This window comes from Streptomyces sp. NPDC001568 (assembly GCF_042893755.1).
Classification (GTDB): domain Bacteria; phylum Actinomycetota; class Actinomycetes; order Streptomycetales; family Streptomycetaceae; genus Streptomyces.
The window spans coordinates 33,678-53,786 of the sequence record NZ_JBIAVF010000025.1 but is presented as its reverse complement, the minus strand read 5'-3'; the positions used below and the strand labels follow the sequence as shown (position 1 = coordinate 53,786).

The following is a 20,109-nucleotide window of genomic DNA, read 5'->3' as shown; positions in this document are numbered from 1 at the left end:
GGGTTTTGCTCGTATTGCTCACGCGCGGACATCTTGTTGGGCGCAGCAGGGGGCACCTACGTTCCCTGCATGCTGACCTTCCTCGGCTTCGCCATGATCGCGACTTTCCTGGTCCTGATCATGCTGAAGAAAATGTCGCCCATCGCGGCGCTCGTGCTCATCCCCGCGCTCTTCTGCGTGTTCGCCGGCAAGGGCGCGCATCTCGGGGACTACGTCATCGACGGGGTCGGCAAGCTCGCGCCGACCGCCGCGATGCTGATGTTCGCCATCGTGTACTTCGGGCTGATGATCGACGTCGGCCTCTTCGACCCGATCGTGCGCGGCATCCTGCGCTTCTGCAAGGCCGACCCGATGCGGGTGGTGGTGGGTACGGCCGTGCTCGCCGCCATCGTCTCGCTCGACGGGGACGGTTCCACCACCTTCATGATCACGGTCTCTGCCATGTACCCGCTGTACAAGCGGCTCGGCCTGAGCCTGGTGGTCATGACCGGCGTCGCGGCGACCGCCAACGGCGTCATGAACACCCTTCCCTGGGGCGGCCCCACGGCCCGCGCCGCCACGGCCCTCAAGCTCGACGCCGGCGACATCTTCGTCCCGATGATCCCCGCCCTCGCCGTCGGCCTGCTCTTCGTCTTCGCCCTGGCCTACGTCCTGGGCGTCAAGGAGCGCCGCCGGGTCGGCTCCCTGGTGATGCCCGGCCGGGAGGGTGAGGAGAGCGCTGATGCGGTCGGTACGGAGGTCCTGGTTCCGGCCGGCGCCCGTACCGGCGGCGGCGCCGACGCTTCCGGCGCCCGCGCCGTCCCCCCGGCCTCCGGCGGCGTACCCGGAACGGACGGAGCCGAGGCCGACCGGCCCGCACGTACCGATCAGCCGACCGGCTCCGCCCCGACCGGCTCCGCCCCGACCGACGTCCCGCCGGACACCGACGGATTCCAGGGCCTCGACCCCCACCGTGCGACGCTGCGCCCCCGCCTCTACTGGTTCAACGCGGGTCTGACGATCGCCCTGCTGACGGCCATGATCATGGAGCTGCTGCCGATCCCGGTGCTCTTCCTGCTCGCCGCCGCCCTCGCGCTCACCGTGAACTTCCCGCACATGCCCGATCAGAAGGCCCGGCTCGCCGCGCACGCCGACAACGTGCTGAACGTGGCGGGCATGGTCTTCGCGGCCGCCGTCTTCACCGGGGTCCTCACCGGTACGGGCATGGTCAAGGACATGGCGGACTGGTTGGTCGGGGCCATCCCCGAGGGCATGGGCCCGCACATGGCCCTGGTCACCGGACTGCTCAGCCTGCCCCTGACCTACTTCATGTCGAACGACGGCTTCTACTTCGGCGTCCTGCCGGTACTCGCCGAGGCCGGCGCCGCCCACGGGGTGTCCCCGCTGGAGATCGCCCGCGCCTCCCTGGTCGGCCAGGCCCTCCACATGTCCAGTCCGCTGGTCCCGGCCGTCTACGTGCTCGTCGGCATGGCCAAGGTCGAGTTCGGCGACCACACCCGCTTCACGGTGAAGTGGGCGGCCCTCACCTCCCTCGTCGTCCTCGCGGCGGGGATGCTTTTCGGCATCATCTGATCCGGGCCACCCCTGGCGCCCGGAAAACTACCGACGCTAGTTTGTAGGGTGTTGGTGACGTCAGGTCTACGCGCTCGTGCGTGCTCGGGAGGAATGCCATGAAGGCCCAGGACGGGATGTACATCGGCGGGGCGTGGGTGCCCGCAGCCGGCGCCGGCCGGATCCAGGTCGTCAACCCGGCGGACGAGCAGGTGATCGCGGAGGTGCCGGCGGGCAGTGCCGAGGACGTGGACGCGGCCGTACGGGCCGCCCGCGCGGCCTTCCCCGGCTGGGCCGCCACCGCCCCGGCCGACCGGGCGGCCCTGATCGGCGCGCTGCGCGACGTACTGGTGGCCCGTAAGGGCGAGCTGGCCGAGACGGTCACCGCCGAGCTCGGTTCCCCGCTCGGCTTCGCGGAGGCGGTGCACATCGGATCGCCGATCGCGGTGGCCGGCTCGTACGCCGAGCTGGGGGCCTCGTACGCCTTCGAGGAGCGGATCGGGAACTCCACCGTCCTGCTGGAGCCCGTCGGTGTGGTCGGGGCGATCACGCCCTGGAACTACCCGCTGCACCAGATCGTTGCCAAGGTGGCACCCGCACTCGCCGCCGGCTGCACCGTCGTCCTCAAGCCCGCCGAGGACACCCCGCTGACCGCACAGCTCTTCGCCGAAGCCGTGCACGAGGCGGGCATCCCGGCCGGGGTCTTCAACCTGGTGACCGGAACCGGTCCGGTCGCCGGTCAGGCCCTGGCCGAGCACGAAGGGGTCGACCTCGTCTCCTTCACCGGCTCGACCGCCGTCGGGAAGAAGATCGGCGCGATAGCCGGTGCCGCGATCAAGCGCGTCGCCCTCGAACTGGGTGGCAAATCGGCCAATGTCATCCTGCCCGGGGCGGACCTCACCAAGGCCGTCGCGGTGGGCGTCGGCCACGTCATGAACAACTCCGGTCAGAGCTGCAACGCCCTCACGCGCATGCTCGTCCACCGGGACCAGTACGAGGAGGCCGTCACCCTCGCGACCGCCGCCGTCGCCAAGTACCCGTCCGGGGACCCCCGCGACCCGGGCACCCGCCTCGGCCCGGTCGTCAACGCCACCCAGCGCGACCGCGTCCGCGCGTACATCGCCAAGGGCGTCGAGGAAGGCGCGCGCCTCGTCGCGGGCGGCCTCGACAGCCCCCACGAACAGGGGTACTTCGTCGCCCCGACGGTCTTCGCGGACGTCACCCCCGCGATGACCATCGCCCAGGAGGAGATCTTCGGCCCCGTGCTGGCGATCCTGCCGTACGAGGACGAGGACGACGCCCTGCGCATCGCCAACGACACCGTCTACGGACTGGGCGGCGCGGTGTGGGCCGGGGACGAGGAAACGGCCGTGGCGTTCGCCCGCCGCATGGACACCGGGCAGGTGGACATCAACGGGGGCCGCTTCAACGTGCGCGCGCCGTTCGGTGGGTACAAGCAGTCGGGTGTCGGCCGCGAACTGGGCCCGCACGGTCTGGGGGAGTACCTCCAGACCAAGTCCCTGCAGTTCTGACCGCCCGAGACGGAGAAAAGATCATGGTCCGCGCCGCCGTCCTGCCCGCCGTCGGAGCCCCGCTGGAGATACGGGAGATCGTGCTCCCCGAGCCCGGCCCCGGCCAGGTCCGGGTGCGCCTCGCCGCAGCGGGGGTCTGCCACTCCGACCTCTCCCTCACCAACGGCACCATGCGGGTGCCCGTCCCGGCCGTCCTCGGACACGAGGGAGCGGGAACGGTCCTCGCCGTCGGCGAGGGCGTCACCCACGTCGCCCCGGGGGACGGCGTGGTCCTCAACTGGGCTCCGTCCTGCGGGGAGTGCCACCACTGCCTGATCGGCGAGGTCTGGCTCTGCGCCAAGGCGCTGACCGGCGTCGGGGCCGTCCACGCCCATGACGCCGAGGGGACCGAGCTGCACCCCGGGCTCAACGTCGCCGCCTTCGCCGAGGAGACCGTCGTCGCGGCGAACTGCGTGCTGCCCGCGCCCGCCGGGATCCCGCTCACCGACGCCGCCCTCCTCGGCTGCGCCGTCCTCACCGGCTACGGCGCCGTCCACCACAGCGCGCAGCTCTTCCCGGGCGAGTCGGTGGTGGTGTTCGGCGCCGGCGGCGTCGGCCTGGCCGCGCTCCAGGCGGCCCGGATCGGCCAGGCGGGTCCCATCGTCGCCGTGGACGTCTCGCCGGCCAAGGAGGAGCTGGCGCGTGCGGCCGGCGCCACCGAGTTCGTGCTCGCCTCGGACACCACCGCCAAGCAGGTCCGCGCGGTCACCGGAGGGCGGGGCGCGGACGTGGCCATCGAGTGCGTGGGCCGTGCGGAGAGCATCCGCGCGGCCTGGGAGTCGACGCGGCGGGGCGGCCGCACGACGGTCGTCGGCATCGGCGGCAAGGAGCAGCAGATCACCTTCAACGCGCTGGAGATCTTCCACTTCGCGCGCACGCTCAGCGGCTGCGTCTACGGCAACAGCGACCCCGCCCGGGACCTCCCGGTGATCGCCGACCACGTCCGCGCGGGCCGCCTCGACCTCGGCGGCCTGGTCACCGACCGGATCACCCTCGACGGCATCCCGGCCGCGTTCGAGGCGATGCTCGCGGGCAAGGGAGGCCGCTCGCTGGTCATCTTCTGACCCGCCCCGGCGCGTTTCACCCGCCCGGTTCCGCCCCGCCCCACCCCGCCCGCGCCGGGGCGCGGGCGGGGGTCAGGGGGAGTCGGGGCTCAGAGCGTCGAACTGGAGGGCCAGGCCGTCGAGCAGGGCGGCCAGACCCGTTTCGAAGGCGCCCTCGTCGACTTCGCTGCGCCGCTCCGCCAGCAGGTGGGCCTGGCCCAGGTGGGGATAGTCCGTCGGGTCGTACGCCGCTTCGTCGTCGACGAAACCGCCGGCGAACGAGGCCACCGCCGAGCCCAGGATGAAGTACCGCATCAGCGCGCCGATCCGGGTCGCGTGCGCCGGCGGCCACCCGGCCTCCGTCATCGCGCCGAACACCGAGTCCGCCAGCCGCAGTCCCGCCGGCCGCCGGCCCGGCCCCCGGGCCAGCACCGGCACGATGTTCGGATGGTCCGACAGGGCGTCACGGTACGAGTGCGCCCAGGCGTGCAGCGCCCGTCGCCAGTCCCGGCAGTCCTCGAACATCGACAGGTCGACCCGCGCGCTCACCGCGTCGGCCACCGCCTCGAGGATCTCGTCCTTCGTGCGGAAGTGGTTGTACAGGGACGGCCCGCTGACGCCGAGAGCTGCGGCCAGTCGGCGCGTCGAGAGCGCCTCCAGGCCTTCCGCGTCCACCAGCGCACCCGCCGCCTCGACGATGCGGGCTCGACTGAGGAGGGGCTTGCGCGGTCTGGCCATGCGCCACATAGTAGGGCCTGCCCGCCATAAACTACCGGTGCTAGTTAAAGGCCGGTCGAGACGCCCCGGAGGTGCCCGGTGAACCTGGAGCCGAGCGAGGAGCAGAGCGCCGTACGCCGGTTGGCCCGCGCGTTCACCGAGCGCGAGATCGTCCCGTACGCCGCCGCGTGGGACCGGGCGGAGAGCGTGGACCGGGGCATCGTGAAGAAGCTCGGCGACCTCGGGTTCCTCGGCCTGACGGTGCCCGAGGAGTACGGCGGCTCGGGCGGGGACCACCTCTCCTACGTCCTGGTCACCGAGGAACTCGGCCGCGGCGATTCCGCCGTGCGCGGCATCGTCTCCGTCTCCCTCGGCCTCGTCGCCAAGACCATCGCCGCCTGGGGCGACGAGGAGCAGAAGCGGGACTGGCTGCCCCGCCTGTGCTCCGGCGAGGCCCTGGGCTGCTTCGGCCTGACCGAGCCCGGTACCGGCTCCGACGCGGGCAACCTGACCACCCGGGCCGTGCGCGAGGGCGACGCGTACGTCATCAGCGGCAGCAAGATGTTCATCACCAACGGCACCTGGGCCGACGTCGTCCTCCTCTTCGCCCGCACCAACGACACCCCCGGCCACCGCGGGATCTCCGCCTTCCTCGTGCCCGCCGATGCCCCCGGCCTCACCCGCCGCGAGGTCCACGGCAAGCTGGGCCTGCGCGGCCAGGCCACCGCCGAACTCGTCCTCGACGGCGTCCGCGTGCCCGCCTCCGCCATGCTCGGCCCCGAGGGCAAGGGCTTCTCCGTCGCCATGTCGGCGCTCGCCAAGGGCCGGATGTCGGTCGCCGCGGGCTGCGTCGGCATCGCCCAGGCGGCGCTGGACGCGGCCGTCTCGTACGCCGCGCGGCGCGAGCAGTTCGGCAGGCCGATCGCGCACCACCAGCTCGTCCAGGAACTCATCGCCGACATCTCGGTCGACGTCGACGCCGCCCGGCTGCTGACCTGGCGCGTCGCCGACCTCATCGACCGGGGCAAGCCCTTCGCCACCGAATCCTCCACCGCCAAGCTCTTCGCGTCGGAAGCCGCCGTGCGCGCCGCCGGCAACGCCCTCCAGGTGCACGGCGGCTACGGCTACATCGACGAGTACCCCGTCGGCAAACTGCTGCGCGACGCCCGCGTGATGACCCTCTACGAGGGCACCAGTCAGATCCAGAAGCTGCTGATCGGCCGCGCCCGCACGGGGGTCTCCGCCTTCTGAGTACCCGGCTGAGTACGTGCGCCCATGTGCGCCCGGCCGCCGCCGCCGATGCTGGACCCATGAACGAGACACCGGTCAAGCAGCAGAACACGGGGGCCTACTACGGCCAGGCCGTCGCCTCCTTCGGCGTCGCCATCGCCGCGGTGGCGTTGGGGATCTACAACATGGACGCCGACGGCTGGGTCCGTGCCTTCCTCGGCATCGCGGTGCTCTACCTCACCACCTCGGCGTTCACCCTCGCCAAGGTGATCAGGGACCGCCAGGAGGTGACGCAGATCGTCACCCGCGTCGACCAGGCCCGGATGGAGAAGATCATGACGGGCTACGACCCCTTCGCGCCGAAGCCCCCCGCCCAGGACCGCTGACCCTGCGGCCCGAGGCGCTCCGTCGAGCCGCCCCCGCCCCCCGCCCGCCCGGAGCGGCTAAGCGCTTGCTCACCCTCCGGTAAGGTGTTCCTTCCTACAAGAGGAAGAGGTGGACGGGCCATGGACAGCGCGGCGGAAACCGGCGGATACCAGCCGTGGTCGGAGGTCACCCCCGACGCCGCGCGGCGGCTGCTCGTCGCCGCCGTCGAGGCCTTCGCCGAGCGCGGCTACCACGCGACCACCACCCGGGACATCGCCGGCCGGGCCGGGATGAGTCCGGCCGCGCTCTACATCCACTACAAGACCAAGGAAGAACTGCTCCACCGGATCAGTCGCATCGGTCACGACAAGGCGCTGGAGATCCTGGAAACCGCCGCCTGCGGACCGGGCACCGCCGCCGAACGGCTCGACGGCGCCGTGCGGTCCTTCGTCGGCTGGCACGCGGCGCACCACACCACCGCGCGCGTGGTCCAGTACGAGCTCGACGCCCTCGCTCCGGAGCACCGCTCGGAGATCGTGGCCCTGCGCCGACAGAGCGACGCGGCCGTACGGCGGATCCTCGCCGACGGCGTGCGGGCGGGGGAGTTCGCGGTGCCGGACGTCCCGGGCACCACCCTCGCCGTGCTGTCCCTGTGCATCGACGTGGCCCGCTGGTTCAGCGCGGCCGGACCGCGCACGCCCGACGAGGTCGGCGCGCTCTACGCCGACCTCGTGCTGCGCATGGTGGGCACGCCCCAGGCGCCACCCGCTCAGAAGTAGTAGCGGGACACCGACTCCGCCACGCACACCGGCTTCTCGGCGCCCTCGCGCTCCACGGTCACCGTCGCGGCGACCTGTACGCCCTCGCCCACCTCGGTGACCGACGTGATCACCGCGGTGGCGCGCAGCCGTGAACCGACCGGCACCGGGGCGGGGAAACGGACCTTGTCCACGCCGTAGTTGATGCCCATCCGCATGCCCTCGACCAGCATGATCTGCGGCACCAGGCTCGGCAGCAGCGACAGCGTCAGGTAGCCGTGCGCGATCGTCGAACCGAACGGCCCGGAAGCCGCCCGCTCGGGGTCCACGTGGATCCACTGGTGGTCGCCGGTCGCGTCGGCGAACAGGTCGATCCGCTTCTGGTCCACCTCCAGCCATCCGCTCGGGCCGAGCGGCTCGCCGATGCCGGCGCGCAGTTCCTCGGCGGATGTGAAGATCCTCGGTCCGGTCATGCCCTGCCCCTGTCTGTCGACGTCTCCCACACGCTCTTCCCGCGTCTTCGCCGGCGCGCTCAGGCGAATAAGCGCTTGCTCAGCATGCTGCTCCGCGTGTGTGAATGTCAACGCGCCTCCGACTAGGCTCGGCAGGGTGCCGCAGATTCCCGAGAAGATCCACGAACTCACCGTCGGTCAGCTGTCCGCGCGCAGCGGAGCCGCGGTCTCAGCGCTCCACTTCTACGAGACCAAGGGCCTGATCAGCAGCCGCCGCACCTCCGGCAACCAGCGCCGCTACACCCGTGACGCGCTGCGCCGGGTCGCGTTCGTGCGCGCCGCCCAGCGGGTGGGTATCCCGCTCGCCGACATCGGCGAGGCGCTGTCCAAACTGCCGGAGGGGCGCACGCCGAACCGCGAGGACTGGGCCCTCCTGTCGGAGGCCTGGCGCTCCGAACTCGACCAGCGCATCGAGCAACTCAGCGGCCTGCGCGACCGTTTGACGGACTGCATCGGCTGCGGCTGCCTCTCCATGAAGACCTGCGCGCTGTCCAATCCGGACGACGTCTTCGGCGACCGCATGACCGGCTCACGACTCGCCCGCTGACGCCGCCCCGCCGGTACTCACCGCCCCGCCCGACCGGCGGACGCCGGCGCCCCCGCCGGAGAGGTTTCGGCCGTGATCTCCAGGGCCGCCGCCACCAGTTCGGCATTCGACCGCGCCGGGCGGCCGTCCGGCAGGTGAAGGACCTCTCCTACGCCGATCCGTGCACCGGCGCCGCACCGGGAGGCCAGCCGCAACACCGGCCACGCGGCTCCGTCCCTCCCGTAGAGCAGCAGGGGCACGGGAGGCAGCCACCGCAGCCCCGCCACCAACTCGGGATCGGCCCGCGCCGGCTCGGCCACCAGCCGCACCCGCCTGTGGTCGGCCGGGGCCCACGCCAGGAAACGGGCCAGTGGCTCGGGTCCGGCACCGCCGCCCAGCGGTACCACCGCGTCGACCGCCACCCCGCGGGCCAGCAGGGCCAGACCCAGCTCGCCCGCGCCGGGTTCCGCGAAGGACACCGTCGCCCGGTCCGGCAGCACCTCCCAGCCCCGCACCCGCTCCAGCCGCCCCGCCGGATCCGGCTCCGCGGCGAGCGAAGCGGGCACCGTCAGGGGTACGCGGACCCCCGCGCCGCGCAGCTCCTCCAGCAGCGGCCCCACCACCCGGGGCGAGAGGCTCTCCCGGCCGCACGGGGTCCGCGGGTGCACCAGTACCTCGCCGGCCCCGGCGGCGACCGCGGCCAGCGCCGACTCCGCCAGCGCCCGCGGTGACATCGGTACGGCCGCCCCGTCGGCGGCGCCTCGCGACCCGTTGAGCCCGACCTGGAGCGCCACGCCCCGACCGGCCGGCCCGACCGCCCGGCCCGCCGCGGCTCCCGATCCGCTCATGCCGCGTCCGCCGAGGCCGGGTGCACCACCGCCGCGTAGGCCAGGGCCGGTCTGGGCACCACGATGCCGCAGCCCCCGCACACCGGCCCGTCCCACGACCACGCCCCGGCCCAGTCGCCGTGCCGGGCCGCCGGTACGGCCGGCCAGCGCAGCTCCTCCTCGCCGCACACCGGACACGAGGTGCCCGGCTCCGATTCCAGCGCCGTCACCAGCCGCCGCAGTACCTCGCCCAGCGTGCCCTCGGGCCGCACCCACGGGTCGGCGCAGCGCACCACCGCGTCCCCGTTGCCGCCCCAGGCCCACTCCGGGCGACGCACCCCGTCGTGCTTCTCCCGTCTGCGTCGCGCCGCGAACTGCCTCTCGTACTCCAACCAGACCGCCCGCGCCTCTTCCAGTTCCTCCAGCGCCGCGACCAGCCGCAACGGGTCCGCACCCCGGTCCTCGGGAGCGATCCCGTGCCGGTCGCACAGGTGCCACCACGTCGCGCGGTGCCCGTACGGGGCGAACCGTTCCAGGCACCGGCGCAGCGAATGGCGCCGCAGGGCCCGGTCGTTGCGCGCGTCGCGCACCTGATAGGCCAGACTTCGAAAACCCGCCATCGCACCTTCACCTCCGCCGTCCCCCCACACCCGTGCCCGTGCCACTCCGTCGAACGAAGCAGCCCGCCCCGACGTGCCCAACATGCCCTGCGGGATGTGGGCGCATGCGGGGGCGGTCGAGGCGTGTGGGTGGCACATGGCCGGAACTCAGCGCCCCATGCGCCCCGCGGACACCACGAGCCGGGCCAGTTCCTCGTGGCAGATGTCACTGTGCGCCCCCGACGGGGCCCCGCCCCGGCGCACCACGGACCCGGCGTCGACGCTGACGCAGCCGCTCTCCGGCAGCCCGTCGCGCAGCGCGGCGGCGAGGCCCAGCCGGGGCGCGCCCGGCACGGCCCGCACCCCGTCGTGCCCGATCGCGCCCCACCGCTCGTCGAAACCGAGAAGTCCGGCCGAATCCCCCGCCATCCGGGAGGCCAGCGGATAGAACACCCCGAGCGAGGAGTCGTGCGCGGAATGACAGGCCACGACCGGTCCGTCCACCCGGCGCTGGAGCCCGCGCAGGGCCCCGCCGCGGCGTGCGTCGTGGGGGAGCCGGTCGCTGAAGGCGTAGTGGGAGAAAGCCCCTTGGAGCAGCGTCAACGACTTCGGGTTCCGTCCCCCGTCGGGGAGCGCCCGCAGCGCGAAGGAGACCACGCGGGCGCCGAAGCTGTGCCCGATGAGGTGGACCCGCAGAGCGGGCCGGCGTCCGGCCAGGTCCGCCAGGACCGGTCCGAGCCCGAGTTCCCCGACCACCCCGGCCCGCTTCTTCATCTCGTAGTACGTGGCCTGCCGCAGCAGTTCCTTGGCCCCGCTCCACAGGGACCGCAGCCCGCTCCCGAGCGCGAGGCCCGGCGCCCCGGGAGGTACGGGTACGGCGTCCGGGCCGGCGCCCCGTCCGCCTCCGACCTGCTCCAGCGCGTCCGCGAGGGTCCGGCAGACCGCCAGCACGTCCTCGGCGAAAATGGCCGGTACGTCATGCCGCGCGGCCCCGCCGGACACCCCGGCCGGCGTCGGGGCCGGCATCGGGCCCAGCAGGTTGACGGGCGTGCCGACCCGGTCGGCCCGCAGCAGCTCCCGTACGAGCGCGCCGAACTCGACGAGCGCGGCCGCCGAGTCGGGGCGACCCTCCAACAGCTCGGCGATCCGGTCGAGTTCCGCCTCGCGGCCCGGCCAGAACCCCGCGAGGGCCCGCCGCGTGTCGTGGTCCAGGGCCGTTCCGAAGCCCGGCGGGGCCGGCGCGCCGCGTGCCTCGAAGTCGGGTATCGGCTCGTCGGAGAACCGGATCGACGGCCAGACGACGCCCACGTACCCGAGCCGTACCCCCGTCCCCACCAGCTCGGGGAAGGGGGCGAAGAACCGGTCGTAGAGACGCGTCGCCGTCGACCTGTCGCTGTTCCAACCGTGCGCGAAGACCAGCAGGTCCGTCGCCTCGATCCGGGCCACCGTCTCCCGGGCCGCCGGATCCACGTCGCCCTGCGCGTCGAAGGTCAGCTCCCGGTACGGGCCGACGCCGATGCCCGCGGCGGCCGGGGCCGAGCCGGCCGCCGTGACGCCGACCGCGCTCCAGCGCCCGGTCACCGCCGAGGACCGGTTCCCCGTCGCCCCGGTGAAGCCCCCGCTCCCCGCCCGGGTGCGGCTCCCGCCCCCCGCTCCCGCCCCGCCATCGGATCCGCCCGGCCGTCCACCCGCCATGAGGTCCCCCTCCGCGCCGCGCCTGTGGTGCTTGCAGCATCCCGCCGCGCGGGCCGCCCGACCAGCCCCGCGACGTCCCGGATCGGGGACGGCCGCCCGGCGCTCACGGGTAGAGCAGGTACTTCTCCCGTACGGCCGCGAAACGCGCGAGTCCGGCCGCCCAGTCGTCCACGATCTCCCGCACCCCGGCCCCGGCGTCCACCATCGCGCGCACCCGGCCCGAGCCCGTCAGCCGGTCGATCCAGTGGTCGGAGCGCCACGCGAACCCGGACCACTCCCGGCGCGCGGTGACCAGCAGTCCGATCCCGGTCCGCACCGGATCGAAGGCGTCCCGGTCGTGCACGATCAGCCGGACCCCGCCGCAGACCTTCCCGGCGTGCTTGGAGAAGGACGGGGTGAACCAGGTCTCCCGGAACCACACTCCGGGCAGCTCCAGGCCGTTCGCCGCCTCGGCCCACCGCCGGTCGACGCCCTCCGCCCCCACCACCTCGAAGGGGGTGGTGGTGCCCCGGCCCTCCGACAGGTTGGTCCCCTCGAACAGGCAGGTCCCCGCGTACGCCAGCGCGGTGTCCGGAGTCGGCACGTTCGGGCTCGGCGGTACCCAGGGCAGTCCGGTCGCCCCGAAGAACGACTCCCGCCGCCAGCCCGCCATCCGCACCGTGCGCAGCCGCACCGGCCCCTGCGGGAAGGCCGTACCGCCCAGGAACTCGCCGTTGAACAGCAGTGCCAGCTCCGCCGCGGTCATCCCGTGCGCGAGCGCGATCGGCTCCCGGCCGACGAAGCTCGCGTAGGGCCGCTCCAGCACCGGTCCGGCCGCCCGCCGCCCGCCGATCGGGTTCGGTCGGTCCAGCACGACCACCGCCTTGCCCGCGAGGGCGGCCGCGCGCATGCAGTCGTAGAGGGTCCATACGTAGGTGTAGAACCGCGCTCCCACGTCCTGGATGTCGAAGACGACGGTGTCGATGCCGGCCTTCGTGAAGAGGTCGGCGAGCTGCTGACCGCTGGTGGCGTACGTGTCGTACACGGGCAGCCCGGTCGCCGGATCCCGCCCCGCGCCCTCGGAGCCGCCCGCTTGCGCGGTGCCGCGGAAACCGTGCTCCGGCCCGAACACCGCGACCAGGTCGACCCGTTCGTCCGCGTGCAGCACGTCGACCAGGTGGCGGGCGTCGGCGGTGATCCCGGTGGGGTTGGTGACCACCCCGATCCGTTGACCGGCCAGCGCCGCGTACCCGTCGGCGGCGAGCTGCTCGAACCCCGTGCGCACCCGCTCCGCCCGGGGAGCCGTGGCCGCCGCGGAACCCGCGCCCGCCGCGGAACCCGCGCCCGTCCCCAGGGCACCCACGGCCCCGGCCGCCCCCGCCAGTCCCAGCACCCCGCGTCGTGACAGCGTCATCCCGCCACGCTAGGCCGGCCCCCGCGGATCCCGCCCGACCCACGCCGTCCAGCGCCCCGCCCGCACGCGCGGTCGGGGCGGGCCGCGTACCGCCGAGGGGGCCGCACCCCTTCCGGCCGGGCATACCGACTGGTTAGTCTGCCCGGGACCGGCCCTCAGGGCAGCGACGAAAGGTGACCCCCGTGAGCGCGTACCAGGACCAGCGAGTCGTCGTGACCGGCGCGGGCGGCGGCATCGGCGCGGCCCTCGCCCACCGGTTCGCCGCCGAGGGGGCGAGCGTCGTCGTCAACGACCTCGACCCCGCCAAGGCCAAGTCCGTGGCGGACGCGATCGGCCCCCGGGCCATCGCCGTACCGGGTGACGCCTCGACGGTCGTGGCCGAGGCACGGGAAGCGCTGGGCGGCGCCGTGGACGTCTACTGCGCCAACGCCGGCCTCGCCTCCGGCGGCGACGCCTTCGCGGACGAAGCGGTCTGGGAAGCGGCCTGGGACACCAACGTCATGGCCCACGTGCGCGCCGCCCGGACCCTGTTGCCCGACTGGTTGGAGCGGGGCGGTGGCCGCTTCGTGTCCACCGTCTCGGCCGCGGGACTGCTGACCATGATCGGAGCGGCGCCGTACAGTGTCACCAAGCACGGCGCCCTCGCCTTCGCGGAATGGCTCTCGTTGACCTACCGCCACCGGGGCGTGTCGGTCCACGCCATCTGCCCGCAAGGGGTGCGCACCGACATGCTCACCGCCGCCGGATCGGCGGGCGAGCTCGTCCTGGCGCCGACCGCGATCGAGCCCGACGCGGTCGTGGAAGCGTTGTTCGACGGCATGGAGAAGGGCCGGTTCTTGATCCTCCCGCACCCCGAGGTGGCGGACTACTACGCCGCGCGCGCCACGGAACCCGACCGTTGGCTGAGTGGCATGAACCATCTCCAGCGCAAGTGGGAGTCCTCGTGACCCCGGCGCGCGAGGCGGCGGCCGTCGAAACAGCGGCCGTCGAAGTCCCCGCTCTCGACGGCCCGGCCGACCCGCTGCCCGGCGTCGATCCGGCGCCCGAGGCTCCGGTCGACCCGCTGCCCGCCGCCGCCTCCCGGTACGCCGCCCGCCCCTGGCTGCGGCAGCTGAGTCCGGCCCAGTTGGCCGGGGTCTCGCCGCAGCCCAGCGTGCTGCACGCCTTCCGGGCGGCCGTCGCCCGTGCCCCCGGCCGCCCGGCCCTCGCGTACTTCGACGGCCGGATCGACTACGCGGAGGCGGACGCCCTCTCCGACTCCCTCGCCGGGCACCTCGCCGCGCAGGGCGTCGGTCGGGGCGACCGGGTCGCCGTCATGCTGCAGAACACCCCGCACTTCGTGCTCGCGGTGCTGGCCGCGTGGAAGGCCGGGGCGGTGGTCGTCCCGCTCAACCCCATGCACAAGGCCGCCGAGGTCCGCCGCGCCCTGCGCGACTGCGGCGCCGCCGCGCTGGTCTGCGCGGAGCCGGCCTGGGCGGCGTACCTGGGGGAGGCGGTGCGCGGGACCGGCGTACGGACCGTCCTGACCGCCCGCGACCGGGACTTCCAGACCCGCGACGACCCCCGCGTCCTGCCCGAGCGACCCGCGCCCGCCGAGCCCGCGTCCGCCGAGCCCGTATCCGCCGGGTCCGCGCCCGCCGTGCCCCCGCAAGCCGAACCCCCGCACCCCCCGGCCCCCGCCCCCGCAGACCTCGCCGAGGTGGCCCGTCGGGGACATCCGGCCCCGCCCGACCCCCGACTGACGGCCTCCGACACCGCCCTCATCAGCTACACCTCCGGCACCTCCGGCGCCCCCAAGGGCGCCCTGAACCCGCACGGCGCCCTCACGTACAACGCCACGCGCCAGGTCACCGGACACCCCCTCCCCGAGGGCGCGGGCTACTTCGCCCTCGCCCCGCTCTTCCACATCACCGGCATGGTCTGCGAGCTCGCCGCCTGCTTCACCAACGCCGGCACGCTCGTCCTCGCCCACCGCTTCGACGCCGGCGTCGTCCTGGACGCCTTCCTCGAACACCGCCCCGCGTACACCATCGGACCGGCCACCGCCTTCATCGCGCTCGCCGCCCACCCCGCCGTCACCCGCGACCACTTCGCCTCCTTCCGGGTCGTCTCCTCCGGCGGCGCACCGCTCCCGCCCGCGCTCGTCGCGCGGCTGCGCGCCGACCTCGGCTTCTACCTGCGCAACGGCTACGGCCTCACCGAGTGCACCGCCCCCTGCGCCTCGGTCCCGGCCCACCTCGAAGCCCCCGTCGACCCCGTCTCCGGCACCCTCTCGGTCGGTGTCCCCGGCGCGCAGACCCTCGTACGGATCCTCGACGAGCGGGGCGCGGAGGTGCCCTTCGGCGAGAGCGGCGAGATCGCCGTGCGCGGCCCCCAGGTCGTGCCCGGCTACTGGGGTCTGCCCGAGGAGAGCGCGAAGGCCTTCCCGGACGGCGAACTGCGCACCGGGGACGTCGGCTTCATGGACGCGGACGGCTGGCTCTACGTGGTCGACCGGAAGAAGGACATGATCAACGCCGCCGGATTCAAGGTCTGGCCGCGCGAGGTGGAGGACGTCCTCCACACCCATCCGGCCGTCCTCGACGCGGCCGTCGTCGGGGTCCCCGATCCGTACCGCGGGGAGAGCGTGAAGGCGTACGTGAGCCTGCGCCCGGGCGCCTCGGCGGAGCCCGCCGAACTGGTCGCCCACTGCGCCGAGCGCATCGCCGCGTACAAGTACCCGCGCGAAGTCGAGATCCTGCCTGTTCTTCCCCGGACGACCAGTGGCAAGATCCTGCGACGGGAACTGCGCGAGCGAGGCTGAAAACAGTCGGATGGTCGTACGACGCAGCAGGTCAGGGATCAGGAAAGGAAGGCGAGCGCCATGACGGCCAGGACCACCACGGAGCCGGCGGACAACAACCGGGAGACCCCGGTACCGCAGCGGTTGCTGGCCGTGGCCACCAGGCTGTTCGCCGAGCGTGGCTACGACCGCACCTCCGTCCAGGAGATCGTCGAGGCCGCCGGCGTCACCAAGGGGGCGCTCTACCACTACTTCGGGTCCAAGGACGACCTGCTGCACGAGGTGTACGCGCGCATGCTGCGCCTCCAGCAGCAGCGGCTCGACGCGGTGGCCGGATCCGATTCCCCCGTCGAGGAGCGGCTGCGGGCCGCGGCCGCCGACGTGGTGGTCACCACCATCGAGAACCTCGACGACGCGATGATCTTCTTCCGGTCGATGCACCAGCTCAGCCCGGAGAAGTACAAGCAGGTCAGGGCCGAGCGCAGGCGCTACCACGAGCGCTTCCGGGCCCTGGTCGAGGAGGGCCAGCGCACCGGGGTGTTCGCCGCCGCCACGCCCGCAGACCTGGTGGTCGACTTCTACTTCGGCTCCGTCCACCACCTGTCCACCTGGTACCGCACGGACGGCCCGCTCACCCCGCACCAGGTCGCCGACCACCTCGCCGACCTGCTGCTGCGCTCCCTGCGCCCCTGAGCGGCCGGCCCGCTCACACCCGGGCCAGGGCCGGGTAGTCGGTGTACCCCTCGGCGCCCTGCACGTGCATCAGGAACTCCGGGCGGAGTTCGTTGAGCGGGGCCCCGGTGCGCAGCCGCTCCACGAAGTCGGGGTTGGCGAGGAACCCCCGGCCCAGCGCGATCAGGTCGGCGCCCGCCTCCAGCAGCCGCTCGCCCCGCAGCCTGCCGCCGTCGCCCGCGACCTCCTCGCGCGACAGCGCGGGGTTGGCGATCAGGGTGCCCGGCCAGGCCGCGCGGAGCGCGGCGAAGGCGGGCAGGTCCGGGTCGGCGTACACCTGGTGCAGGTACACCGGCCCGAGCTCGGCCAGGGCCCGGGTGAGCACCGGGTAGATCTCCTCGGTGTCGCCCTCCTCGATGCCGTTGACCCCCAGGCCGGGGGAGACGCGTACGCCCACCCGGTCCGCGCCGATCGCCCCGATGACGGCCCGGACCACCTCGACGGTGAAGCGGATCCGGTTCCGTACGGGACCGCCCCACTCGTCGGTGCGGCGGTTCGTGTTCCGGGAGAGGAACTGGTGGAGCAGGTGGCCGTTGGCGGAGTGCACCTCCACGCCGGCGAACCCCGCCGCGACGGCGTTGCGGGCGGCGGTCGCGAAGTCGGCGATGGTGGTCCGGATGTCCTCGCCGGTCATCTCGCGGGGCGGCACGGCGTCCTGGAACCCGGAGGGGGTGTGCAGCGGCTCGGGGAAGCGGACCGCGGAGGGGGCGAGCGGGACGTGTCCGCTGGTGTCGGGGTGCCCGACCCGGCCGCCGTGCTGGAGCTGGAGGAACATCCGCCCGCCGGCGGCGCGCACGGCGTCGGTGACCCGGTGCCAGCCGGCGATCTGCGCGGGGGAGTGGATGCCGGGGATGTGGGGGTACGTCTGCCCGACGGCGTTCGGCGTGGTGCCCTCGGCGATGATCAGAGCGGCCGAGGCGCGCTGCGCGTAGTGGGCGGCCATGAGCGCGCCCGGCACCCCGTCGGCGTCCGCGCGGTTGCGCGTCAGTGGCGCCATCACCAGGCGACCGGGCAGCTCCAGGCCGCCGAGGCGGACGGGTTCGAAGAGGCGGGAGGCGGCGGGTACCTGCTCGGTGTGCGTCATGCCGGTACCGTAGAACCTCACATTGATGTCAGGTTCAAGGCCTTGGGGCGGGGAGACGGACCATGCGGATCGGTGAACTGGCGGCGCGCACCGGGGTCGGCGCGCGGTCGCTGCGCTACTACGAGGAACAGGGCCTGCTGGTGTCCGACCGGACGCCGGGCGGCCACCGCGACTACCCCGAGCGGGCCGTCGACCGGGTGATCCGGATCCAGGAGCTGTACGCGGCCGGACTGCACAGCGAGAGGATCGCCAGGATCCTGCCCTGCATGCGCGACGAGGACGGCGGCCCGTCGGTGCGCGCCACTCCGCTGCTGGTGGCCGAACTGACCGCCGAGCGGGAGCGGATCGAGCGGATGATCGGCGATCTGGAGCGCTCCCGCGACGTGCTGGACGAGGTCATCGACGCGGCCGCCGGCCTGCTCGCCGCCGACGGCCCCGCCTGATCCGGCCCCGGGTCCTCAGCCCAGCGGAAGGACCTTGCGGCCCCAGGTCTCCTCGGCCACCACGGCGAAGGAGACGTACCAGGCGATGCCCGCGCACAGCAGGCCGAGGAAACCGCCGACATGGCCGAGGGCGGCGACCCGGGTGAGGTCGCCGAGCGCCAGGAAGAGGAAGGTCAGGGCGAGCACGGTGAAGAGCAGCCGGTGCGCCAGGTCCAGCTTCAGGGCGGCGACGGCCATGTACGAGGTGAAGACGAACCAGGCGATGAGGAACCAGCCGGTCGCGATGTGCGCCTGGCCGGCGGGCAGCGTCGGGACGACGAACTTCACGTAGCCCGCGAACGACATCCAGAACGCGCCGTACGAGACGAACGCCGTGGTGGCGAAGGTGTTGCCGCGGCGGAACTCCATCGCACCGGCGACGAACTGCGCGAGACCGCCGTAGAAGAGGGCGAGCGGCAGGACGACCGCGCTCAGCGCGGTGTCCGCGATCAGGCCGGAGTTGAAGAGGCTGAGCACGAAGGTGGTCAGTGCGAACGCGGCCAGGCCCAGCGGCCCGGGATTGGCGACACGGGGCGCCTGCGCCTGCGGGGAGCCGGCCTGCGGGGCCGTGGCCCCTGCGGAGATCGGACCGGCGGGGGCGGGGGCGGCCGGGGTCAGGGTGGAGCTGGGCATGGCGATATGCACCTTCGGTGGGGGGATGTTCCGAATATAGCCCACCGTGCGGGACCCCTCCGACCGGTTCGCCCGGGACCCCGCGGGGCGAAGGTCCCGTCCCGGCGGGGCCGCCCGGCCCCCGCACGCGGACCGGCCCGCCCCCGGCGCGCCCCTGGTCGGGGCGGGCCGGAAGGCGGGCCGGTCCGTCGTAACCGTTGGATCGGCTACGTCCGGTCACCCGTTACGGGGCGACCTTCAGCAGCTTGTTCGCCGTGCCGGACGACGGGTTGGTCACCGCGCCCGCGGTCGCCGCCGCGGTCAGGGCCGCCGCGGTCTGCGCCGGGGTCGAGGACGGGTGCCCGGACAGGTAGAGGGCGGCGGCGCCCGCCACGTGCGGGGCGGCCATCGAGGTGCCGGAGATGGTCTTGGTGCCGGTGTCGCTGTCGTTCCAGGCCGAGGTGATGTCCGAGCCGGGAGCGTAGAGGTCCACCACGGAGCCGAAGTTGGAGAAGTCGGACTGCGCGTCGTCGATGGTGCTCGACGCCACGGTCAGCGCCTCCGTGACCCGGGAGGGCGAACCCTGACCCGCGTCGCTCGACTCGTTGCCCGCCGCGACGGAGAACGCGACGCCCGCGGCGACCGCACGCCGCACCGCCTCGTCGAGCGCCTCGTCGGCGCCGCCGCCCAGGCTCATGTTGGCGACGGAGGGGCCCGAGTGGTTCTTGGTGACCCAGTCGATGCCGGCGACGACCTGCTCGGTGGTGCCCGAGCCGTTGTCGTCCAGCACCCGCACCGCCACCAGCTTCGCCTTCTTGGCGACGCCGTGCGCGGTACCCGCCACGGTCCCGGCGACGTGCGTGCCGTGGCCGTTGCCGTCGTCGGCGCTGTCGTCGTTGTCCACGGCGTCGAAGCCGTGCGTGGCGCGACCGCCGAAGTCCTCGTGGGTCACCCGTATGCCGGTGTCGATGACGTACGCCGTGACCCCTTCACCGGCCTTGTCGGGGTAGTCGTACTTCTTGTCCCCCCCCTGCGCGTTCTGGTCGATCCGGTCCAACCCCCAGGACGGCGGGTTGGGCTGGCTGGCCTTGATGGTGAACTTCTTGTTCTGCACGACCTTGCCGACGGCAGGGTCCGCCGCGAGCCGCTTGGCCTCGGTCTCGCTCAGCCCGGAGGCCGAGAAGCCGTTGACCTGGGAGCCGTAGCTGCGTTGCAGTTCGCCTCCGTACTTGTTGGCGAGCTTCGCCTTGTCCGCGGATGCGTCGAGGATGACGACGTAGCTTCCGCTGATCGCACCGGGGGCGCCCAGTCCGTAGACCGTGCCCTCGGCCGGCGCCGCCGCCCCCGCGAAGGGGGTGGCGATCAGGGTCACGGCGACCGCGGTGGCGGCTCCCGCACCGATGGCCGCGTAACGGAAACCGCGCGAACGCTTGTGAGTTGCCATGTGGAGGGTTCTCCTCGTGGGTGACGTGTGGGGCGTCGAACCTTCTGGAGAACCCTGTTCCGATTGACAGGCGCAAATCAAGATCGCCCCTGCCTTTCGGCCTTATTCAACAAGGTTTCTTAAAAGGCCCCCCGCATCGCCTTCACCGTGCACACACGTTCACCCGAACTCCCGCACGAATGCCC

20 protein-coding genes are annotated in these 20,109 nt (G+C 73.3%); 11 read left to right on the top strand and 9 right to left on the bottom strand.

The window, feature by feature from the left end:
- Positions 1-69: 69 nt before the first annotated feature.
- The 3 genes from ACFY0I_RS34975 to ACFY0I_RS34965 all read left to right on the top strand — a co-directional run bounded on the left by ACFY0I_RS34975 (position 70) and on the right by ACFY0I_RS34965 (position 4,186).
- Positions 70-1,572 (top strand): citrate:proton symporter, encoded by a 1,503-nt coding sequence (locus ACFY0I_RS34975; RefSeq protein ID WP_388903424.1) that lies wholly within the window; start codon positions 70-72, stop codon positions 1,570-1,572.
- Positions 1,573-1,670: 98 nt separating this feature from the next.
- Entirely contained in the window at positions 1,671-3,083 is a 1,413-nt protein-coding gene (locus ACFY0I_RS34970; protein ID WP_388903422.1) for an aldehyde dehydrogenase family protein, read from the top strand.
- A gap of 23 nt (positions 3,084-3,106) precedes the next feature.
- Positions 3,107-4,186: a Zn-dependent alcohol dehydrogenase gene (locus tag ACFY0I_RS34965; protein WP_388903420.1), complete on the top strand. Its 1,080-nt coding sequence runs from the start codon at positions 3,107-3,109 to the stop codon at positions 4,184-4,186.
- A 72-nt stretch (positions 4,187-4,258) separates the two neighbouring features.
- Here the strand turns inward: ACFY0I_RS34965 and ACFY0I_RS34960 are convergent, their stop codons facing one another.
- Complete coding sequence (locus ACFY0I_RS34960) at positions 4,259-4,912, bottom strand: TetR/AcrR family transcriptional regulator (RefSeq protein ID WP_388903418.1); 654 nt, start codon at positions 4,910-4,912, stop codon at positions 4,259-4,261.
- A 69-nt stretch (positions 4,913-4,981) separates the two neighbouring features.
- On the opposite strand from ACFY0I_RS34960, the gene ACFY0I_RS34955 reads away from it, so the two are divergent.
- The 3 genes from ACFY0I_RS34955 to ACFY0I_RS34945 all read left to right on the top strand — a co-directional run bounded on the left by ACFY0I_RS34955 (position 4,982) and on the right by ACFY0I_RS34945 (position 7,257).
- Positions 4,982-6,133 (top strand): acyl-CoA dehydrogenase family protein, encoded by a 1,152-nt coding sequence (locus ACFY0I_RS34955; protein WP_388903416.1) that lies wholly within the window; start codon positions 4,982-4,984, stop codon positions 6,131-6,133.
- Between the two features lie 59 nt (positions 6,134-6,192).
- On the top strand, positions 6,193-6,498 hold the full coding sequence (locus ACFY0I_RS34950) for a YiaA/YiaB family inner membrane protein (RefSeq protein ID WP_281205844.1): 306 nt from the start codon (positions 6,193-6,195) through the stop codon (positions 6,496-6,498).
- A gap of 120 nt (positions 6,499-6,618) precedes the next feature.
- Entirely contained in the window at positions 6,619-7,257 is a 639-nt protein-coding gene (locus ACFY0I_RS34945) for a TetR/AcrR family transcriptional regulator (RefSeq protein WP_388903414.1), read from the top strand.
- Here ACFY0I_RS34945 and ACFY0I_RS34940 read toward each other — a convergent pair.
- Positions 7,248-7,709: a MaoC family dehydratase gene (locus ACFY0I_RS34940; RefSeq protein ID WP_388903412.1), complete on the bottom strand. Its 462-nt coding sequence runs from the start codon at positions 7,707-7,709 to the stop codon at positions 7,248-7,250. The two genes, ACFY0I_RS34945 and ACFY0I_RS34940, sit on opposite strands and share 10 nt — an antisense overlap.
- 136 nt (positions 7,710-7,845) lie before the next feature.
- Here ACFY0I_RS34940 and soxR point away from each other — a divergent pair, with 136 nt between their 5' ends.
- Positions 7,846-8,295: a redox-sensitive transcriptional activator SoxR gene (gene soxR / locus ACFY0I_RS34935; protein ID WP_388903410.1), complete on the top strand. Its 450-nt coding sequence runs from the start codon at positions 7,846-7,848 to the stop codon at positions 8,293-8,295.
- A 17-nt stretch (positions 8,296-8,312) separates the two neighbouring features.
- Here soxR and ACFY0I_RS34930 read toward each other — a convergent pair whose 3' ends face one another.
- From ACFY0I_RS34930 to ACFY0I_RS34915, 4 genes are all read right to left on the bottom strand, one after another.
- Positions 8,313-9,122 carry a 3-keto-5-aminohexanoate cleavage protein gene (locus ACFY0I_RS34930; protein ID WP_388903408.1) on the bottom strand — a complete coding sequence of 270 codons (810 nt, stop codon included), beginning with the start codon at positions 9,120-9,122 and terminating at the stop codon, positions 8,313-8,315.
- A complete protein-coding gene (locus tag ACFY0I_RS34925; protein ID WP_388903406.1) occupies positions 9,119-9,721 on the bottom strand; it encodes a hypothetical protein in 603 nt (200 codons plus the stop codon). The genes ACFY0I_RS34930 and ACFY0I_RS34925 overlap by 4 nt, the downstream gene beginning before the upstream one ends.
- A 147-nt stretch (positions 9,722-9,868) precedes the next feature.
- Complete coding sequence (locus ACFY0I_RS34920) at positions 9,869-11,281, bottom strand: serine-threonine protein kinase (protein ID WP_388903404.1); 1,413 nt, start codon at positions 11,279-11,281, stop codon at positions 9,869-9,871.
- Between the two features lie 217 nt (positions 11,282-11,498).
- The gene (locus tag ACFY0I_RS34915) at positions 11,499-12,788 is read right to left on the bottom strand and encodes an exo-beta-N-acetylmuramidase NamZ domain-containing protein (protein ID WP_388903402.1); all 1,290 of its coding nucleotides are present in this window, start codon (positions 12,786-12,788) and stop codon (positions 11,499-11,501) included.
- A 173-nt stretch (positions 12,789-12,961) separates the two neighbouring features.
- Here ACFY0I_RS34915 and ACFY0I_RS34910 point away from each other — a divergent pair, with 173 nt between their 5' ends.
- The 3 genes from ACFY0I_RS34910 to ACFY0I_RS34900 all read left to right on the top strand — a co-directional run bounded on the left by ACFY0I_RS34910 (position 12,962) and on the right by ACFY0I_RS34900 (position 16,263).
- Complete coding sequence (locus ACFY0I_RS34910) at positions 12,962-13,735, top strand: SDR family oxidoreductase (RefSeq protein WP_388903400.1); 774 nt, start codon at positions 12,962-12,964, stop codon at positions 13,733-13,735.
- A 116-nt stretch (positions 13,736-13,851) separates the two neighbouring features.
- Positions 13,852-15,591, top strand: coding sequence for a class I adenylate-forming enzyme family protein (locus ACFY0I_RS34905; protein WP_388903589.1), 1,740 nt, complete (start codon positions 13,852-13,854; stop codon positions 15,589-15,591).
- Positions 15,592-15,651: 60 nt separating this feature from the next.
- Complete coding sequence (locus tag ACFY0I_RS34900) at positions 15,652-16,263, top strand: TetR/AcrR family transcriptional regulator (RefSeq protein WP_388903397.1); 612 nt, start codon at positions 15,652-15,654, stop codon at positions 16,261-16,263.
- A gap of 13 nt (positions 16,264-16,276) precedes the next feature.
- Here ACFY0I_RS34900 and ACFY0I_RS34895 read toward each other — a convergent pair whose 3' ends face one another.
- Positions 16,277-17,386: an alkene reductase gene (locus ACFY0I_RS34895; protein ID WP_388903395.1), complete on the bottom strand. Its 1,110-nt coding sequence runs from the start codon at positions 17,384-17,386 to the stop codon at positions 16,277-16,279.
- Between the two features lie 62 nt (positions 17,387-17,448).
- On the opposite strand from ACFY0I_RS34895, the gene ACFY0I_RS34890 reads away from it, so the two are divergent.
- Entirely contained in the window at positions 17,449-17,829 is a 381-nt protein-coding gene (locus ACFY0I_RS34890) for a MerR family transcriptional regulator (protein WP_388903392.1), read from the top strand.
- Between the two features lie 15 nt (positions 17,830-17,844).
- On the opposite strand, the gene ACFY0I_RS34885 is transcribed toward ACFY0I_RS34890, so the two are convergent.
- Both ACFY0I_RS34885 and ACFY0I_RS34880 read right to left on the bottom strand, forming a co-directional pair.
- Positions 17,845-18,501, bottom strand: coding sequence for an acetate uptake transporter (locus tag ACFY0I_RS34885; protein WP_388903389.1), 657 nt, complete (start codon positions 18,499-18,501; stop codon positions 17,845-17,847).
- A gap of 223 nt (positions 18,502-18,724) precedes the next feature.
- Complete coding sequence (locus ACFY0I_RS34880; RefSeq protein WP_388903387.1) at positions 18,725-19,924, bottom strand: S8 family serine peptidase; 1,200 nt, start codon at positions 19,922-19,924, stop codon at positions 18,725-18,727.
- Between the last annotated feature and the right edge of the window lie 185 nt (positions 19,925-20,109).

Coding starts and splice junctions, on each gene's coding strand:
- ACFY0I_RS34890 (WP_388903392.1), top strand. CDS start 17,449: ATGCGGATCGGTGAACTGGCGGCGCGCACCGGGGTCGGCGCGCGGTCG.
- ACFY0I_RS34950 (WP_281205844.1), top strand. CDS start 6,193: ATGAACGAGACACCGGTCAAGCAGCAGAACACGGGGGCCTACTACGGC.
- ACFY0I_RS34975 (WP_388903424.1), top strand. CDS start 70: ATGCTGACCTTCCTCGGCTTCGCCATGATCGCGACTTTCCTGGTCCTG.
- ACFY0I_RS34945 (WP_388903414.1), top strand. CDS start 6,619: ATGGACAGCGCGGCGGAAACCGGCGGATACCAGCCGTGGTCGGAGGTC.
- ACFY0I_RS34885 (WP_388903389.1), bottom strand. CDS start 18,501: ATGCCCAGCTCCACCCTGACCCCGGCCGCCCCCGCCCCCGCCGGTCCG.
- ACFY0I_RS34900 (WP_388903397.1), top strand. CDS start 15,652: ATGACGGCCAGGACCACCACGGAGCCGGCGGACAACAACCGGGAGACC.
- ACFY0I_RS34960 (WP_388903418.1), bottom strand. CDS start 4,912: ATGTGGCGCATGGCCAGACCGCGCAAGCCCCTCCTCAGTCGAGCCCGC.
- ACFY0I_RS34925 (WP_388903406.1), bottom strand. CDS start 9,721: ATGGCGGGTTTTCGAAGTCTGGCCTATCAGGTGCGCGACGCGCGCAAC.
- ACFY0I_RS34880 (WP_388903387.1), bottom strand. CDS start 19,924: ATGGCAACTCACAAGCGTTCGCGCGGTTTCCGTTACGCGGCCATCGGT.
- ACFY0I_RS34915 (WP_388903402.1), bottom strand. CDS start 12,788: ATGACGCTGTCACGACGCGGGGTGCTGGGACTGGCGGGGGCGGCCGGG.
- ACFY0I_RS34930 (WP_388903408.1), bottom strand. CDS start 9,122: ATGAGCGGATCGGGAGCCGCGGCGGGCCGGGCGGTCGGGCCGGCCGGT.
- ACFY0I_RS34970 (WP_388903422.1), top strand. CDS start 1,671: ATGAAGGCCCAGGACGGGATGTACATCGGCGGGGCGTGGGTGCCCGCA.
- ACFY0I_RS34895 (WP_388903395.1), bottom strand. CDS start 17,386: ATGACGCACACCGAGCAGGTACCCGCCGCCTCCCGCCTCTTCGAACCC.
- ACFY0I_RS34940 (WP_388903412.1), bottom strand. CDS start 7,709: ATGACCGGACCGAGGATCTTCACATCCGCCGAGGAACTGCGCGCCGGC.
- ACFY0I_RS34965 (WP_388903420.1), top strand. CDS start 3,107: ATGGTCCGCGCCGCCGTCCTGCCCGCCGTCGGAGCCCCGCTGGAGATA.